This window comes from Flavonifractor sp. An91 (assembly GCF_002159225.1).
GTDB lineage: Bacteria > Bacillota > Clostridia > Oscillospirales > Oscillospiraceae > Flavonifractor > Flavonifractor avicola.
Genome location: NZ_NFHA01000003.1, coordinates 98,604 through 115,716, shown reverse-complemented (window position 1 = coordinate 115,716; position 17,113 = coordinate 98,604). Strand labels below are relative to the sequence as shown.

Genomic DNA, 17,113 nt, shown 5'->3' with positions numbered 1-17,113 from the left:
TGGATATGGATGACGGCAGATACACCATGACCCTGGATGAAGTGCCCGCAGAGATCATTGCTATCCGGCAAATAGGTGTCCCCTGTGGTCTGATCCAGCCCCGCATGGAGGCGGGGTACTTGCTCACGGATGGTACGGCCCTTTTGGAGAGCGAAAAGGATGAGAACGGTTTCTACATCGGTGGGGCCGGGATGGACGGAATGTATCTCAGAACGCCCCAGCGGTATGAGCCAGTGCGGAATGATAGTGGCAAGATAACGGCATTCCGTCTCATGAGCCGCTATCTCACTCGATTTAACAGCCAGGAGCTGGAGGCCATCTTCCAGTATGGCCTGAACACGAAGGAGAATTTGCTTCACGACCTGGAGGCTGTGGTGCGGGCGGTCAAACAGCCGGAGATCCGTGCGGCTTTTTCCGGCGCAAGGGACAAACTGGAACCCATTCCCCCAGAGGAATGCCGCCGTCTGATGGCGGACATCCGAGCTGCCTACAAGGGCAGGCACGAGCAGTCTATCCGGCAAAGGCAGCAGGCCGCTGGTAAGTCCAGGAGAAGGGACATGGAGCGATAATGGAGGTGACTTTATGAACGAATCGCAGATCAATTTGGATCTGTATAACAAAATGCGGGACGAGCAAGACGAGTACCGCCACTGGTTGTTGGCCCAGACTCCTAAAGAAATTCTGAACCACGCCAGCGAATACAGCGTCCGTGAGGACATCCTGGCAACCATGTGCGAAGGCCATCTGCCTCCCATGTTGGCAAAGGCTCTCATGAACACTGAACATCCCCTCGCCTGCGTGTATGCTGAATTGCAAAACAGTGATTACAGGGATAAAAATTATGGGGATTTGATTGACGTGATCCAGGACTGTGCAACCAGGGAACTCAGAGCATCTCCACGCTTTATGGAAATTTGTATCTATCAGATTGATCACTCCCGAGATCGCAACCGGGTTGCATACATTCCATCCGATCAGCTTTCCAAAATTCAAGGAAGCGATCAGGTAATGAGCAGCCTTTACAATAGCGCTTTTAGGGGCATTGTTGAGCGCCCCACTTTGGATGGGATCTACTATATGTTCAATGTGGCCCCGCCAGAAGGATACACTGGACAGCCTCTTTCTATGTCTGATGTGGTTCAGGTCATTAGCTCTCCTGCCGTAGAGCCTGGCTTTTATTACTGCGAAAGATATGGGTTTACAAAAATCAATTTTGAGCCAGAGAAAACGCACAATATGACAAATGCTATCTGGGTGCTGCTTTTGGAAAGCGGGAAAATAGCCCGTCCGGTTTTAATCAACAATACGATGGAGGATATGGAGAAAATTGTGGGTGGCCGCACAGCCTCGGCTAATCTTCCAGAAGGTTGTTTGCTGATGTTGCGAGAAGGCGCAAATTTAACCGACCTCCCGGCTAATCGAGTAATCAGAAGAAACGGGCAAATCACAGATGTTATCGTAGGGACTTGCTTTATTTGCGGGACAGACGGCGACCACTTTGCGAGCCTGACTAAGAGCCAGATGGAGTTTTTTAAGAAAGAGTTTTTGTATCCTCAAAAAATCACATACCACAATCGAGAATATCAGGCAAAGGACATCAAGCCCCATGAAATGGAACGGTAGGTGAAGTCAAAATGGGCTATCAAGAGAGCTTGTTTTATATCAAACCACAGCGCCATTTTGACAAAATGGTGCGTGCTTATGAGAAAGCGGAGTATGCGGGATATTACGAAGTCGCCGGTGCAAAACCTCGTTCCGTGATCGTGCTCAAACAGCCCGTTGGAGAACTTCCGGCGGGCACCAAACTTCTGTGGGTATGCGGAGATCGGAGCTTTCATTCTCCTGCCGGAGTGTTCGGAGGACAGCTCCATATCGGAGGCAAAATCGAGGTAATTCCGGTTGAGAAACTATTTGACAGCCCGGAAGATCCCCGGCTTACCAACATTGATTTGGATTCCCCTCAAACCACGGAAAATGACTATTTGAAGCGGTACAGCGCAGACCATTATGCTTATCGAATCAAGTATGATCGGGAGCGTTAAATAGCCGCACGTTCTTCCCTCAAAAATCAATCTGAAACCAGGAGGTGAACTGAGTGCCGTACTACACAAAAGAACAAATCCAGCAGGCTCGGCAAGTGGATTTGCTGACTTACTTACAACGTCATGACCCTGGAGAATTGGTTCATGTGAGCGGCGGAACCTACTGCACCAAAAGCCATGACTCGCTGAAAATTTCTAACGGAAAGTGGTGCTGGTGGAGCCGTAATATTGGAGGTTCTACTGCCCTGGATTATCTGGTCAAAGTGCGTGGCTACAAACTGCCGGAAGCGGTTGGAATGATCCTCGGTGAGCAGCCGCTGCTTTCTTCCCGGCCTGTATCAAAACCGCCTCCCAAGGCCAGACCTGACTTCCAGCTGCCCGAACAAAATCCCGATACCAGACGAGTGTTTGCCTATCTTCGTGCCAGGGGAATTGACGCTGAAATCATCAATCACTGCATCAAGTCGGGCCAACTTTACGAGGACGCCAAACGGCACAACTGCGTATTTGTGGGCTTTGAAAATGGCACAGCCAAATATGCCTCTTTGCGAGGTACATTGTCTCATTCAACCTTTGTTGGAGAGGTGGCCGGGAGCGATAAGCGGTATTCGTTTTGTGTGCCGCTGCAAGCCAATGACCGAGAGAGTGTGTGCGTTTTTGAAAGCGCCATTGACGCTCTCTCCTATCTGAGTATCCTCAAGCGAAAGGGGCAGAACTGGCGAAGCGCCAACTGTCTTTCTCTCTCAGGAATTTATCATCCAAAGGCCGACGCAGAGCTGAAACTTCCGCTGGCTTTGGAAACCTATCTCCAGCACAATCCAGGCATTAAAAAAATCATTTTGTGCCTGGACAACGACGAGCGTGGCCGGGAAGCGGCGCAAGCCCTCCAACAATGTCTGCACGGGTATCAGGTGCTGGACAATCCTCCGCCCAAGGGAAAGGATTACAACGACTATTTGCAAATCCAGAAAGGAATTGCAGGGCGGGTGAAAACCCGTGGCGGAGAGGAGCGGTAGTTTTTTTCGGGAAGGTGGATTGAGGAACAGGCGGCTTGCCGCCTGTTCCTGCAAGCATAGCATTTTGATACCAAAATGCGCTTGTTAGGGGGATGTCCCCCTAATACCCCCGTTGAATACAGCGTCAATCGGTCATCATAATGTTAAAGCAATTAAAGCGTAGAGCTATCGAAAGCGCAACAACTACACCACATTTAACATGGAGCGTGTGTGGAGGAACATAATGGCAAAAAAGTATTCTATTATCTACGCTGATCCTCCGTGGAGATACAATCAAAAAGGGGTAAGCGGAGCAGCAGAAAAACACTATCCTACCATGAGCATAGAGGAGCTTTGTGCGCTGCCAGTAGCCGAGATTTCGGCCTCAGACAGCGTTCTTTTTCTATGGACTACATTTCCCCAACTTCCCAGTGCTTTGCAGTTGATTAAGGCATGGGGCTTTTCTTATAAAACAGTAGGTTTCGTCTGGCTGAAGAAAAACCGCAAGTCAGATAGCTGGCTTTGTGGAATGGGCTTTTGGACAAGGGGAAATGCAGAAATTTGCCTCTTGGCCACAAAAGGGCATCCGAAGCGGAAAGCAGCTAATGTTCATCAATTTATTATTTCGCCTATCCGGGAACACAGCCGGAAGCCGGATGAAGCTCGGGAAAAAATTGTTGCGCTCATGGGTGATTTACCTCGCATAGAACTGTTCGCTCGCCAAACTTCCCCTGGGTGGGATGTGTGGGGAAACGAGGTAGAATCTACCCTCCTAAATTTTGGCCCTACCCACATATCAAGTGGAGAGGAAGGTTGTGATATGGCAAAGCGGAATAAGGCAAAAGTGATTCGTTTCACGGATGAAGAATGGGAACACTTAAATCAGGAAGCGATTAAGGCAGGAGTATCAAAAGAGCGATTTATTAGAGACGCTATTGCCGGAATAGAGCTGACTCCTAAGCCGCCGGAAGAACTGGCGTCATTGATAAAAGAGCTGAACGCCATTGGCAACAATATCAATCAGATTGCCAGAATTGCAAATAGCAAACACGAGATTGCTCAGCAGGAACTTGCAGTGATAGAGTGCTTGGTAAAGCAAATTTGGGAAAAGGTATTGGAGCTATAAATGGCTATTACAAAAGTGATCGCAATTCGTTCCAGATTGGATAGCCGAGTGAACTATGTGACCAATAGTAAAAAAACAACATTGGCTGCTGGTCTTACTTATATTACAAATCCAGAGAAAACAGAGCAATCTTTCTTTGTCACCACAATTAACTGCGGCAGTCCAGAAACCGCATATCGTGAAATGCAGCAAGTAAAGCAACGTTTTCGCAATACGGGTGGAGTGCTGGGTTATCACTTTATTCAATCATTTGCCCCTGGAGAGGTTACGCCAGAGCAGGCTCACAAAATTGGTGTAGCATTTGCAAGGGAAGTTTTTGGAGACGCTTATCAAGTTGTAATTGGTACACATCTGGATCGGGCGCATCTTCACTCACATATCATTATCAATTCAGTTTCTTTTTTGGACGGGAAGAAATATCACTCTAGTCCGATAAGCTACTACAATACTATTCGCAAAACTTCAGATGAACTGTGCAAAGCTGAAAATCTTTCGGTTCTGTCACCCGAAGGCAAGGGAAAACACTATGCCGAATGGAAGGCCCAGCAGGAGGGAAAACCGACGCTCTCTCAAATGCTCCGGGATGAGATCGATCTGGTGATCCGTGACTGCTTTACCTTTCCCGATTTTCTCAACCTGTTGGAGAAAAAGGGGTACACAGTTTCCCGGAACCCCAACCGCAAATATCTGACTGTTCGCCCACCCGGAGCAAAGCGAAATTTCCGCCTGGATCGGCTGGGTGAAGGGTACACCGTGGAGGACATCAAGCGGCGCATCCAGGAGCAGCAGCGGGCTATTTTGGAAGGCCGTGTTGCAGCCTATCAACCGCTTCCGGTTCGGCGCTATCGTTTCTCCGGCTCCTGGAAAACCGTCCGCAAAAAGAAGATCACCGGCTTTTATGCGCTGTACCTTAGATACGTTTATCTGCTGCGCCGATACAAAAGGCCGACCCGAAAAAGAATCTCTTATGAAATGCGTCGTGAGGTGCTCCGTCTGGAACGCTATCAGGCGCAATTTTTATATCTCCATGAGCATGGCATTTCCACCTTGGAGCAGCTTATGGAGCGTCAGGCACAAATAGAGCAGGAGATCCAGCAGCGGACAGAACTCCGGCAACCACTCTATGCAAAAAGGAGGTGTGAAACCGATGAGAATATCAAAGAAGAACTCGTCCGTGAGATTGACCGCCAGACCGCCTCCTTACGGCAGCTGCGGAAGGAACGAGCACTCTGCAAACGAATCGAACAGCAGGTTCCCGGTATTCAGCAGAACTTACGGGAGTTCGAGGAAAACAAATCACAAAATCAGAAGGAGGCTGTAAGACATGAGTACCAGCGGAGAAACCGCTGATCTGATGGTACGGGAAGGAATTCAGATTACCGAGAGCGCCCTAAAGCTGGCAGGGCTGGGAGCCAAGAATCTGGCGGCGCTGCTGATTGCCCTTGCCAACGATAACCAGAAGGTTGCCGGTAAAACCACATTGAAGCGGCTGATCCAGGATCGTGAGGAGCTGACCATTTTCTCCATCAACGAGCAGGACTTGGCTGCGTTCAAGAAGGAAAGCACCCAGTACGGCGTCCTGTACTATCCGATCATCAACAAAGCGGAAAAGACCGGCACAGTGGAAATCATGGCAAAGGCCAAGGACGCACGGCAGATCAACCGTATCCTGGAACGCATGGGTGTTGCCGTCCCCATTCGTCAGGAGGACGAGGCCGCAAAAAAAGAGCCGTCCCGTGTTCCATCCGGCGAAAGATCCAGGGAATACGGGACAGATACGAGAGCAGCTACCGAGACTACGACCAGTGACCCCAAACAGCGTCCCTCCGTGCGCAAAAAGCTGGAAGAACTGAAAGCGCAGCAGGCGCAGCGTGAAAAGGGACAGCCCCAGCGTGAAAAGGGCGCTCCCGTTTTTCACCATGCCAAGAACGGCAAAAAAACAAAAGGAGGACTGGAACGATGAAGCGTATCTTTTGTACCTTGTGTGCCATGACGCTGCTGCTCTGCGGCATCATGACCACTGCATTTGCGGCAGCGGCTCCCAGCGAAACGCCGCAGGGGGCGGAAAGCGATAGCACCGCCTCCCCTGCCACCGAGGGGGTGACCGACATGACGATTCCTACGCCTGATCCGGTACCGCTCTATCCTGCCGAAGTAAGGCAAAGTGAGGAAAATGGGATTACCCGCATTGAGAAGGTCTATTACCTCTCCTCCCAGGACGATCCTTCCGCTATTCCCACCGAGGACTTTGAGCGTGAGGGAAAGGTCTACACGCTGCTGGATGTGCTGAAGCAGGCACAGATCGAGAGCGATACCAAGGACTATACGGAGGTTCTGACCCTGGATTCCGATACCCAGGACATGAACAAGATCCTTGCCATGCTGGAGCCGGAGTTAGAGGTACAGACCGAGGACGGCTATCAGGGTGTTCTCTCCCTGGATCACACCACCATTACCGTGGAGGCCGCAGGCTACAAGAGCAGCAGCCGTACTGTATCGGCCACCCGCACCTATCCCAACCTGTCCGGGGCAGATGTGTCCCTGATTCCCAAGAGCATTACAGACAGTGGCCGGACGCTGACGCTGGCCGATGTGCAGTGGCAAGAGGCCGCAACAACCCAGACCGATGGATATGATATGGCCCTGCGCTATACCGCCACCGCCACCTATACCGGAACAGCCACCAGCAAATACGCCACCGGCTATGTGGTTACGGCAAACTATATGGGAGAAGTCACCAGGGTAAGTACCGATGTGATTACCTATACGGCGGTGTTTTCCAGCGGCGACTCCGCATCTGCCGGTGAGGACACTGATGCCGCTATCGACACTACGCAGTCCGCCCCGTTCTCCTTTGATTGGAAATGGCTGCTGATCCCCCTTGGGTTGGGTGCTCTGGGCTGCGCCGGTTATTTTGGGCAGAAAGGCTACAAACACTACATCAACAAGAAACGGGGGTACGAATGACATGAAGAAACTGCTTGCCACGCTGCTTGCCGCCTGCTGCCTGACGGGGGCCACCATGCTGCCCGCCAGTGCGCTGGAGTATTCCTTTGATGCGCCGGACAATCCGCTCTTTGGCAGGCCCACCTCGGATGACACCATCTATGTGACCACCGGCGCACCGGCCAACACCGACCGCAGCAAGAACGCTGCCTTGATCCCACCTACCTTTGGCTCGCCCACCTCCTACGTTCTGGGCAGCGGCGAGCTGCTGACGCCCAATCTGATCCGGGACGGGCAGATTTATACTGGCCCTGGAAACGCCACCTCGGCGGGCACTGGGACGGTGACTGTCCCCGGAGCTACCGGGACGACCACCATTCCGAACACCTCCACGGTGCCGACCTTACCCAGTGTGGATACCAGCGGCAGCGTAACGGCTTATACGCCGGTGACGGATGCCCTCTATTACAGCGGCGGCTATATCGCCACCTTGTCCATCCCTTCCATCGGCCTGAAGGTCAATGTCAACGAGGGAACGAGCGCCACCGCCCTGGCTACGGGGGCGGGGCATTTTGAGAACACCAGCATCTGGAATGGCAATGTGGCAATCGCAGGCCATAACAGAGGTGTGAATAACCACTTTGGCAAAATCCATACGCTGTCTGGAGGTGATAAAATTACCCTGACCACAAAGCTGGGCACCCGCACCTATGAGGTGTACTCGGTGCAGAAGATCCTCAGCACCCAGGTGTCGGTGTTGGATGCCACCAACGACAACATCATTACCCTTGTCACCTGTGTCATGGATCAGCCCGCTTATCGTTGGTGTGTGCAGGCAAAGATGGTTTGATTTTTTGACAGCCTCTTATATCCTTGCTATGATGTCGGCAGAAATCACTCAGACAAGGAGGCTTTGATGATGAAAAAGAATATCCCCATGTTTCTCGCAGGTCTGTTCTGCGGGGCTGCCCTGTTTGGCGGCAGCGTAGCCTATGCTGCTGGCATCCTTGCAACACCCACCACCGACCTTGACCAGCGGATCACATTGGACGGTCAGGAAATCGAGCTGATTGGCTATGTGATTAACGGCAACAACTACTTCCAACTCCGGGATCTTGGCGACAAGCTGGGATTTGGCGTGAGCTGGGACAACGACACCCGCACCGTGGTGATTACCACAGAACCTACCGGACAGACTGAGAATCCTGCTAACGTGGCTACCACCGCAGACCCCTATCATGCGGCGGCGGCAACCGGCTCCCGGTATCAGCCCAAAGTAGGCGATCAGATCCTCTGCGATGACGGTTCTACCTACACTATTACAGACGTGAGCCGTTGGGACAAGAATATGTTCCAGGATGGCCCTCTCCCTGAACTGCCCACCGCCACCTGCGATTGGAGCCTCATGCCCCAGGTAGAACTCCCTGCCCCGGAGGTTCGCCGGTACAGCAGCGCAGGACAGGACTATCTCTTTGCCCGCAACATCTACGAATCCCGCCGGATGCTGTATACTTTATTTAATGCCATCGGAGACAACCCCGAAACCTGGAAGGATGGGAAGCCGGTTCTCCATCCCAGCGGAAATGCGAAGGTGAAGATTTCCCTCACTATTCCTACGGAAATCACCCCACAGACCTTCTGGCCCTGGAGATCTTCTGAGATTACCAATCTCTTTAATTCCTGCCCTCCCGGAACCTATTACATGGAAGCGTGGGACGTTTATAAAAACGGCGTTTTCCAGCGCACCGAGTATAACATCATGCACCGCATCTAGCCTATATCCATTAAACTTCATATCCACCTAAAAAGACGCCCAATGCGATTGCATCGGGCGTCTTTGCTATTCAAAGGAGGTCATACCATGACACGGAGACTGCTTGCACTGGTACTGTGCATTGCCACCTTGCTGAGCCTCTGTACCGGCTTTGCCTCTGCTGCCAACACTGTGGAGGACGCTCTGGGTGAAGTTGACATCTACAACGGCGGTTACGAGCTGGCCTACCTGTCCATCAACGGGCGGGTACAGTCCCAGAAGTACACTTACTACAATTACATCAACGCAGCTGGCCAGCAGAAGGAGATCCCGGCCTACTGCGTCAACCCCAATCTATATGGAGTTCCGCAGACCGTTGGGGTTGGGGAAAGCATTTCCTATCTGGCCGAAGAAAAGACCAGCGATCCCAAGGTGATGGGTATTATTGCAAACGGCTATCCTACCCGTGGCCTTGCGGAGCTGAACCTGGAGAACAAGTACCAGGCGTACTATGCCACAAAAATGGCGCTCTGGTGCTATCTGCTCTCCAACTGGAACATCAATAACCTGAAAGTTAATCCCTCCCTGTCTGGAGTTGAGTTGACCCGGGCGCAGAAAATTCTTGCGGCAACAAAGGACATTTACGCCAGGGGCACCAGCTGGACTGAGACACTTTCTCCCAGTGTCACCTGCACCCCGGATCGTGATACCGCATACGCCGTCACCGTAGACGGCAAGCAGTACAAGCAGCAGGTATTTACCTTCTGGAGCAAGACCTGGGTTTGCGATTATACAGTCAATGTGGGTTTCACCGACCCCGCCTCTGTTCCCGAAGGAACCCGTATTGTTGACCTTAACAACCAGGATATTACCACCATTACAACCGAAGGGACTGGCGATGGGTACGCCGGTCAGTTCAAGGTGCTCTACCCGGCAGACAGCATCCAGGGTGAGACTGGCAGCGTCCAGCTCTCCTTCAGCACAAATGTCTACAAGTACGCTGTGTTCTATGCCGTATGCCAAGAGAAGGACACCTATGGCAACTTGCAGAACTATGTAGTAGACACCGACCCCACCGTTACCATGAACCTGTCCGCATACAGCAATTACGCTGATAACCCGGACGATGAACCCGATGAAACTGGACTGCGGATTCTGAAATACGAAACCGGGACGGAGCTGCCTCTTTCCGGCGCACGGTTTGAGGTTATCGGCCCCGATGGTGACAGCATTGGCTCCTTTGTCACTGACAGCAACGGCGAGATCTATATTCCCCTGCTGAAAACCGGCAATTACACCGTCATTGAGCGGGAAGCCCCCAATCATTACCTGATCAGCAAGGAACCCACGCAGAATGTGACAGTGGTATATGATGAGATTGCGGAAGTCACCTACTTCAACGATCCCTATGGCAGTCTGCGCATCGAAAAGAAGTCCAACACGGGTATGAACCTGCCCGGTGCCGTTATCACCATTGAGCATATCGAAAGTGGGCAGACCTACACCACCACCACCAACTCCGCAGGCTGTGCTATTTTCACCGAGATCAAGCCTGGAGCCTACCGTGTTCAGGAAAAGACGGCTCCGGTTGGCTGGAAGCTGGACGATACCATCTACACCACGACGGTAGTTGCCGGTGAAAGCACCACGCTGCCTATCATCAATGAGGAACTCCCCGGCCTACGCATTGTCAAGTACGACCGCAAAAACTATCTGGCCATGCCCGGAGTGACCTTCGAGGTATTCCGTGACGAAGTAAGCCTGGGTAAATTCCAAACGGACGCATTTGGTGAAATTCTGCTGACCGATCTGGAACCCGGAACCTACCGAGCGGTGGAAGTAGACACCGGAAACGATGGCTATATCCTGGACACCACCCCCCAGTCGGTGGAACTGAAGGCCGGTGACGGCATTAAGGAACTGACCTTCTTTAATGATATGAAACCCGGCATGAGGCTCATTAAGGTGGATTCCGCCGATCCGTCCAAGGTGATCCCCAATGCGGTCTTTGAGATCAAGTCGGTGGCGGGTGACTATGGCCCGGAGGAGTTTACCACCGATGAAAACGGCGAGATCGACCTGTCCCACCTGCCCGCTGGAGCCTATGTGGTAACGGAGAAGTCCTGCCCCGGCTACATCATCGACGAAGCCCAGCGCATTATCCAGCTTGATCCCAACGAGGACGCCCAGTTCGTCTTTACCAACTCCATCAAGCCGTCCTTCCAGCTGATTAAGCTCAGCGCCGACGGCTCCCGGCTGGCTGGCGTCACCTTCCGCATTGCCAAAATCGAGGATGGAAGCCACTACCTTGACCGTACCACCAATTCCCAGGGCGAGATCCTGATTGCGGATCTGGAGCCGGGTGTCTACTCCGTCAAGGAAACCGCTACGGTGGCCGACCACATCTTAGACCCCACCGAATACCACGTTGAGCTGTTCCCTGGTCAGACCTCTACAATCACCATTCAGAACGACAAGCGGCCTGACCTGACTATCCGCAAGACTGATAAGGACACCGGCGAACCCATCTCCGGCGTCACCTTCACGCTGAACTATGCGGACGGCCCCACCATTACCACCGAACCCACCGGCGAGGACGGCACCGTGACCATCGAGAACCTGCTGCCCGGCGTTTATACCGTCACCGAGCAGAGTGTGCCGGAGGGCTATATCCTGGACGCCACCCCCCAGCAGGTGACACTGGAGCCGAACCGGGACGCTACGGTGCAGTTCCAGAACTACAAGCGGCCCACACTGACCATCCACAAGGTGGACATCAACGGCAACGCCCTGACGGGGGCTATCTTTGAAGTCAAGACCAAGGCGGGCGTGAAGATCGGAGACTTCCCCGTAGGCCCGGACGGTTCTATTACCGTTGAGAATATCCATCTGGATGAGGGTTACTACGTCGTCACCGAAATCCAGGCCCCGGACGGCTACATTCTGGACTCCACCCCTCACGAGGTTTATCTGCGGCCCGGTAAAACCACCGAGATCTCCATTGAGAACGAGAAGAAACCGGGCCTGACCATCAAGAAGATTGATTCCGTCACCGGCAATCCTCTGAAGGGGGCAAAGTTTGAGCTTTGGGTAGCCAAGGACAACACCGAGGACGGCACCTATCAGAAACTGGAGCAGAACTTCTACTATACCGATGAAAACGGCGAAATCTACCTGGATAAGCTGGACACCGGCTGGTACAAGGTGGTGGAGGTTGATCCGCCCATCGGCTATACCCTCCGTGACCCCTCCGAGCAGACCATTTACGTGGACAACGACAAGGCTGTGGAGCTGATTTTTGAGAACACGCCCCTCAGTGCCCTGGTGGTCTGGAAGTTCGATTCCGTCACCGGCGAGGCCCTGGAGGGCGCTGTGTTCCAGGTGCGCTACCTGGGCGGCACCTCCGGCACCGGCGGCACCGTGATCGGCACCTATAAGACCAGCGCCAACGGCAGCTTTACCGTCACCGGCCTGGAGGCGGGCACTTATGTCGTGGAGGAGCTGGCCAGTCCCAATGGCCATGTCATCGACACCGCACCCCAGACCGTGTTTATCTCCGGCAAGGAGCAGGATGTGGTACAGCTGTACTTCGGCAACTCTCCCAAGGGAAGCCTGCTGATTAAGAAGATCGACAGTGAAACCCATGAGCCGCTCAGCGATGTGGAGTTCATGATTACTACTGCCGACGGAACTGTGGTAGGCGACGCCAACGGCAAATTTGTCACCGATAGCGCCGGTACGATTTTGGTTGAGGGTATCGACCCCGGCACCACCCTGGTGGTCAAGGAAACCCGAGCTAAGACCGGCTATGAGCTGGACGATACTCCCCAGACCGCCACGATCAAGGCGGGACAGACCGTCACCCTCGAATTCCGCAATGCTCCCCAGGGCTGTCTCCTCATTACCAAGGTGGACAGCGTGACCCACAAGCCCCTGTCCGGCGTTCAGTTCAAGATTGCCGGGTGCAACGGCTGCGAGTATCCGGCAGGCACCTACACTACCGACGCCAACGGCCAGATCAAGCTGAGCCACATTCCCTCCGGCTGCTACTCCATTACGGAAACCAAGGCCGCAGCGGGCTATCTGCTTAACGGTACCGCCCAGACCGTCAAGGTGGAGAGCGGCAGCTGCAAGGAAGTCACCATCGCCAATGAGCCGCTGGGTGGACTGGTCATCAAGAAGATGGACAGCGTAACCAAGGAACCTCTCAGCGAGGTGACTTTCAAAGTGACCACCACGGACGGGGCCGTAGTCGGTACGTCCAACGGTGAGTTCCGCACCGATGAAAACGGTTATATCACCATCCCCGACCTGGAGCCGGGTGGCTATGTGGTGCAGGAGGTCAAGGCCAAGGAGGGCTACCTGCTGGACAACACCCCCAAGACCATCCAGATCAAGGATCATCAGACCTACACCCTGGAGTTCTTCAACCAACCCAAGGGCAATCTTATCATCAACAAGCTGGATTCCGTTACCAAGGCTCCCCTGGAGGGCGTGGAGTTTGAGCTGACCTACTCCGACGGCTCCTATGTGGACGCAGAAGGCGGCACCCTCTCCAGCAAGGGCCTTTATACCACCGATGAAAACGGCCAGATCATCCTGTCCGGGCTGACCGGCACCATTGTGGTGACGGAAACCAAGACCATCGAGGGTTATACCATCCACGAACAAACCCGTACCCAGACGGTGGTCATCAACCCCAACGACACCCAGGAGCTGACCTTCTACAACGACCCTGTGGGCGGCGTGGAGATCATCAAGGTTGACGAAGCGGATAAAACGGAGCGGCTGGCCAATGCCACTTTTGAAATCCGCCAGATGAATGACGCCCTGGTGGATACCGTGACCACCGACAAGTATGGCCGGGTGTTCCTGGCCCTGGAGGACGGGGCCTATTATGCGGTGGAGATCGAGGCCCCGGAGGGCTATAAGCTGGATGATACCCCCCACTACTTTGAGGTGGTGGACGGCAAGACCAGTAAGCTGACCGTGACCAACAAAGCCTTCTCCGGCATCCTCATTCACAAGACCGACAGCAGCACCGGCAAGGGCATCTACGGCGTGACTTTCCTGCTGTATGACGCCAACAATAACCCTGTGGGCCAGTACACCAGCGACAACCAGGGCTACGTCTACATTGAGAACATCGAAACCGGGCGCTACTATCTCCGTGAGCTGGAGAACGAGGGGTACATCCTGGACACCCAGCGCAAGACCGTCTATGTAAAGTCCGGCGAGACAACCTTGGTGGAGTGGGAGAACACCCCCATCATGGGGCAGATCCAGATCATCAAGAAGTCTGCGGACGATAACCCCATCAACGCCCTGCCCGCCGGGACGCTGCTGGAAGGAGCTGTGTTTGAGGTCTACGACAAGGCGGGCAATGTGGTGGACACCATTGTGTCCGACTACAATGGCAGAGCGGTATCCAAGCTCCTGCCCCTGGGCCGCTATACCATCCGTGAGGTACAGGCCCCCGACTATTACTCCATCAATCCCACCGTCCTGACCGCATACCTGGATTATGAGGGCCAGATCGTGACCTTCGAGGTGGAGGACAACAGCGTGTCCACCGGCGTATCCATCAAAAAGACCGGCTATGCCGAGGTCATGCCCAACCAGCCCATCCGGTACACCATCACCGGCATCGGAAACACCTCTACCGTGCCGCTGTCCTCCTTCTACTGGAGAGACACGCTGCCCGGTCAGGTGCAGCTTTCCAAGGTGGTCACCGGCACCTACAACCAGCAGCTCTCCTATAAGATCGTCTATAAGACCAATCTGAAAGACAGCTATCAGACCCTGGCAGACAGCCTTTCCACCACCAAGAACTATGTGCTGGAAGCCAGCCCTGCGGCCCTGGGCCTTGCCTCCAACGAGCGTGTCACTGAGATCATGTTCGTGTTCGGCACCGTCAAGGGCGGCTTTGGTCAGGTGGAAACCGCCTATATCCACGGCAATGTGGTGAATGGCCTTGCCAATGGCTCCAGCATTGTCAATGTGGCCGATGTGGGCGGCGTCTACAATGGTCAGTGGATTCAGGCCGTGAGCCGCTGGGTGACCAAGGTTTACGCCAAGACCATTACGACCCTGCCCAAAACCGGGTATTAAGCCGTGAAGCGCAATCAGAATTTTCGCAGTGCCGCCCCTTTGTGGGCGGCACTGTCTGTTCTGGTGATTTGGGCCGCTCTGCTGATTGCCACCGCCTACGAGGACGGTATGAACCTATTTACCCTGATGGAGCACATATCCGGGCAGTTTGCCCATCCGTTCTCCATCCAGTGGAAACCCCACTCCATGAAGGTTGTGTTGATCTGTCTGGTGTGTTACTGCTGCGGAATCGGCTTGTATTACACCTCCAGGGAGAATCGCAGGCCCGGAGAGGAGTATGGCTCAGCCAAATGGGGCGACCCCAAGGCCCTCTGCAAGAAGTACATGGATGCTAAGAATCCGCTGTCCAACGTGATCCTTACTAGAAACGTATCTATCAGCTTCAACAGCTACAAGCACCGGCGGAACCTCAACATCGTCGTAGTGGGCGGCTCCGGTTCCGGCAAGACCCGCTTTGTGGCCAAACCCTGGCTTTACAGCGCAAACTGCTCCTATATCGTCACAGACCCCAAGGGGGAGCTGCTGCGGGCTTCCGGGAATCTGCTCAAAGAGATGGGATATGAGATCGTGGTATTCAACCTGATCGACCCCAGCCAATCGGATGGCTATAACCCCTTCGCCTATATCCGCAACGAGGCCGACGTGCTGAAGCTGATGGACAATCTGATCCGCAACACCACCCCCAAAAACGCAAATAACTCTGACCCATTCTGGGAGAAAGCGGAAATTGCATTGGATTCCGCTCTCATGCTCTATCTGCTCCATGAGGCTCCGCCTTATGAGCAAAACCTTGAAATGATTACCTACCTGCTGACCTGTGCGCAGGTGCGAGAGGAGGATGAGCAATACCAAAGCCCTCTGGATCAACTGTTTCTGGAGCTGGAGTACAACAAGCCAGATCACATAGCAGTCCATCAGTATAAGATTTTCAAACAGGCCGCAGGCAAGACGGCAAAGACAATTCTTGTGTCGGCAGCTGTCCGTCTAGCGGCATTGGCCATGCCGCAGTTTGCCGCCATGACCTTCAGGGACGACATGGACTTCGGTTCTCTTGGAGAACGCAAGAGAGCCATTTTTTGTGTCATCCCTGTGGCAGACGGTAGCATGAACTACCTCGTAGGTATGCTCTACACCCAATGCTTCCAGGAGCTGTACCGGGTGGCGGATGAAAAGTACAAAGGCAAGCTGCCCATCCCGGTGCGTGTCATCCAGGATGAATGGGCCAACGTTGCCCAGCCAGACAGCTACCCCAAAATCCTGGCCACTTGCCGCAGCTATAATATCAGTCTCAATATCATTGTCCAGAACATCGCTCAGATCAAAAACATCTACGAAAAGGAATGGGAGAGTATCATCGGCAACTGTGATACTCTCCTATTTTTAGGCGGCGGCAACGAGCCGACCTCTCTGGAGTTTATGAGTAAGCTGCTGGGCAAGGAAACGCTGGACACCCGCACCCGTGGCCTGACCCGTGGGCACAGCGGCTCCAGCTCCACCAACTACCAACAGGCAGGCCGTGAGCTGATGATGCAGGAGGAAATTCGTTTGATGGATACCGACGATTCCATTCTGCTAATCCGTGGAGAGCGCCCTGTGCTGGATAAAAAATACGACCTCATGAAGCACCCCAATATCAAGCTGACGGAGGACGGAGGCGCAGCGCCCTATGTCCATAAGAGCCTGCCCACTAAATTTGAGGTATCCGATCTGCCCTACGATTTTCGTTCTCTGGACGATTATCAATTTGATACGATGGAGGAATTTGACCATGAAAATCCTGATGAAGATGAAGAAGAATGAGCAGCCCAACACGCTGTGCCGCCGTGTGAGACGGCGCTACTTCGCAGGGGCCTTTACGGTTCTGGCCTTCACGCTCTGCACGGTGCCCGCTATGGCTGCTGGTTCTGATCCGTTGACTATCGTCAACAGCCTTTCCGACTTCATTTTCAATATCATCAAGGCCATCGGCGTCATCATCCTGGGCTGGGGCGTTGTCCAGGTTGGCATGAGCATCCAGTCCCATGACGCCAGCCAGCGCACCCAGGGCTTCCTTTGCCTGTTCGGTGGGCTGATGATTGCCTTCGCCAAGGAGATCCTGACCACCATCGGCGCTATCTAAGAAAGAAGCAGCCGGTCTGTC

At 53.6% G+C, this 17,113-nt stretch carries 13 protein-coding genes and 1 pseudogene; all 14 read left to right on the top strand.

All coding sequences use genetic code 11. The features are described from left to right. The first annotated feature begins 5 nt into the window (after window positions 1–5). The 14 genes and pseudogenes from B5G42_RS03350 to B5G42_RS03290 all read left to right on the top strand — a co-directional run bounded on the left by B5G42_RS03350 (window position 6) and on the right by B5G42_RS03290 (window position 17,092). A complete protein-coding gene (locus B5G42_RS03350; RefSeq protein WP_087266598.1) occupies window positions 6–569 on the top strand; it encodes a hypothetical protein in 564 nt (187 codons plus the stop codon). A gap of 13 nt (window positions 570–582) precedes the next feature. Continuing rightward, window positions 583–1,623 carry a DUF3848 domain-containing protein gene (locus B5G42_RS03345; RefSeq protein WP_087266596.1) on the top strand — a complete coding sequence of 347 codons (1,041 nt, stop codon included), beginning with the start codon at window positions 583–585 and terminating at the stop codon, window positions 1,621–1,623. 11 nt (window positions 1,624–1,634) lie between these two features. Continuing rightward, complete coding sequence (locus B5G42_RS03340; protein ID WP_087266594.1) at window positions 1,635–2,042, top strand: hypothetical protein; 408 nt, start codon at window positions 1,635–1,637, stop codon at window positions 2,040–2,042. A gap of 53 nt (window positions 2,043–2,095) precedes the next feature. Beyond that, window positions 2,096–3,058, top strand: a complete 963-nt coding sequence (locus B5G42_RS03335) for a DUF3991 and toprim domain-containing protein (RefSeq protein WP_087266592.1) — start codon at window positions 2,096–2,098, stop codon at window positions 3,056–3,058. A 223-nt stretch (window positions 3,059–3,281) separates the two neighbouring features. Further along, a pseudogene (locus B5G42_RS18575) lies at window positions 3,282–3,818 on the top strand (MT-A70 family methyltransferase); the annotation flags it as partial. 39 nt (window positions 3,819–3,857) lie between these two features. Then, entirely contained in the window at window positions 3,858–4,163 is a 306-nt protein-coding gene (gene mobC / locus B5G42_RS18570) for a plasmid mobilization protein (protein ID WP_242961118.1), read from the top strand. Then, the gene (locus tag B5G42_RS03325) at window positions 4,164–5,513 is read left to right on the top strand and encodes a relaxase/mobilization nuclease domain-containing protein (RefSeq protein ID WP_087266589.1); all 1,350 of its coding nucleotides are present in this window, start codon (window positions 4,164–4,166) and stop codon (window positions 5,511–5,513) included. It abuts the gene before it with no gap. Next, window positions 5,488–6,126: a PcfB family protein gene (locus B5G42_RS03320; RefSeq protein WP_087266587.1), complete on the top strand. Its 639-nt coding sequence runs from the start codon at window positions 5,488–5,490 to the stop codon at window positions 6,124–6,126. The genes B5G42_RS03325 and B5G42_RS03320 overlap by 26 nt, the downstream gene beginning before the upstream one ends. Beyond that, window positions 6,123–7,130: a hypothetical protein gene (locus tag B5G42_RS03315; RefSeq protein ID WP_087266585.1), complete on the top strand. Its 1,008-nt coding sequence runs from the start codon at window positions 6,123–6,125 to the stop codon at window positions 7,128–7,130. The genes B5G42_RS03320 and B5G42_RS03315 overlap by 4 nt, the downstream gene beginning before the upstream one ends. A 1-nt stretch (window position 7,131) precedes the next feature. After that, window positions 7,132–7,959 (top strand): class D sortase, encoded by an 828-nt coding sequence (locus B5G42_RS03310; protein ID WP_087266584.1) that lies wholly within the window; start codon window positions 7,132–7,134, stop codon window positions 7,957–7,959. 66 nt (window positions 7,960–8,025) lie between these two features. Next, window positions 8,026–8,883 (top strand): hypothetical protein, encoded by an 858-nt coding sequence (locus tag B5G42_RS03305; RefSeq protein WP_140399773.1) that lies wholly within the window; start codon window positions 8,026–8,028, stop codon window positions 8,881–8,883. Between the two features lie 87 nt (window positions 8,884–8,970). Next, the gene (locus B5G42_RS03300; protein WP_087266580.1) at window positions 8,971–14,973 is read left to right on the top strand and encodes a SpaA isopeptide-forming pilin-related protein; all 6,003 of its coding nucleotides are present in this window, start codon (window positions 8,971–8,973) and stop codon (window positions 14,971–14,973) included. Window positions 14,974–15,012: 39 nt separating this feature from the next. After that, window positions 15,013–16,773 (top strand): VirD4-like conjugal transfer protein, CD1115 family, encoded by a 1,761-nt coding sequence (locus B5G42_RS03295; RefSeq protein WP_242961116.1) that lies wholly within the window; start codon window positions 15,013–15,015, stop codon window positions 16,771–16,773. Next, window positions 16,742–17,092, top strand: coding sequence for a TrbC/VirB2 family protein (locus tag B5G42_RS03290; RefSeq protein ID WP_087266579.1), 351 nt, complete (start codon window positions 16,742–16,744; stop codon window positions 17,090–17,092). The genes B5G42_RS03295 and B5G42_RS03290 overlap by 32 nt, the downstream gene beginning before the upstream one ends. Window positions 17,093–17,113: the final 21 nt, after the last annotated feature.

What these genes read in the sequence shown, in the direction of transcription:
- B5G42_RS03350 (WP_087266598.1), top strand. Translation starts at nt 6, where the DNA reads ATGGATGACGGCAGATACACCATGACCCTGGATGAAGTGCCCGCAGAG.
- B5G42_RS03345 (WP_087266596.1), top strand. Translation starts at nt 583, where the DNA reads ATGAACGAATCGCAGATCAATTTGGATCTGTATAACAAAATGCGGGAC.
- B5G42_RS03340 (WP_087266594.1), top strand. Translation starts at nt 1,635, where the DNA reads ATGGGCTATCAAGAGAGCTTGTTTTATATCAAACCACAGCGCCATTTT.
- mobC (WP_242961118.1), top strand. Translation starts at nt 3,858, where the DNA reads ATGGCAAAGCGGAATAAGGCAAAAGTGATTCGTTTCACGGATGAAGAA.
- B5G42_RS03325 (WP_087266589.1), top strand. Translation starts at nt 4,164, where the DNA reads ATGGCTATTACAAAAGTGATCGCAATTCGTTCCAGATTGGATAGCCGA.
- B5G42_RS03320 (WP_087266587.1), top strand. Translation starts at nt 5,488, where the DNA reads ATGAGTACCAGCGGAGAAACCGCTGATCTGATGGTACGGGAAGGAATT.
- B5G42_RS03315 (WP_087266585.1), top strand. Translation starts at nt 6,123, where the DNA reads ATGAAGCGTATCTTTTGTACCTTGTGTGCCATGACGCTGCTGCTCTGC.
- B5G42_RS03310 (WP_087266584.1), top strand. Translation starts at nt 7,132, where the DNA reads ATGAAGAAACTGCTTGCCACGCTGCTTGCCGCCTGCTGCCTGACGGGG.
- B5G42_RS03305 (WP_140399773.1), top strand. Translation starts at nt 8,026, where the DNA reads ATGATGAAAAAGAATATCCCCATGTTTCTCGCAGGTCTGTTCTGCGGG.
- B5G42_RS03300 (WP_087266580.1), top strand. Translation starts at nt 8,971, where the DNA reads ATGACACGGAGACTGCTTGCACTGGTACTGTGCATTGCCACCTTGCTG.
- B5G42_RS03290 (WP_087266579.1), top strand. Translation starts at nt 16,742, where the DNA reads ATGAAAATCCTGATGAAGATGAAGAAGAATGAGCAGCCCAACACGCTG.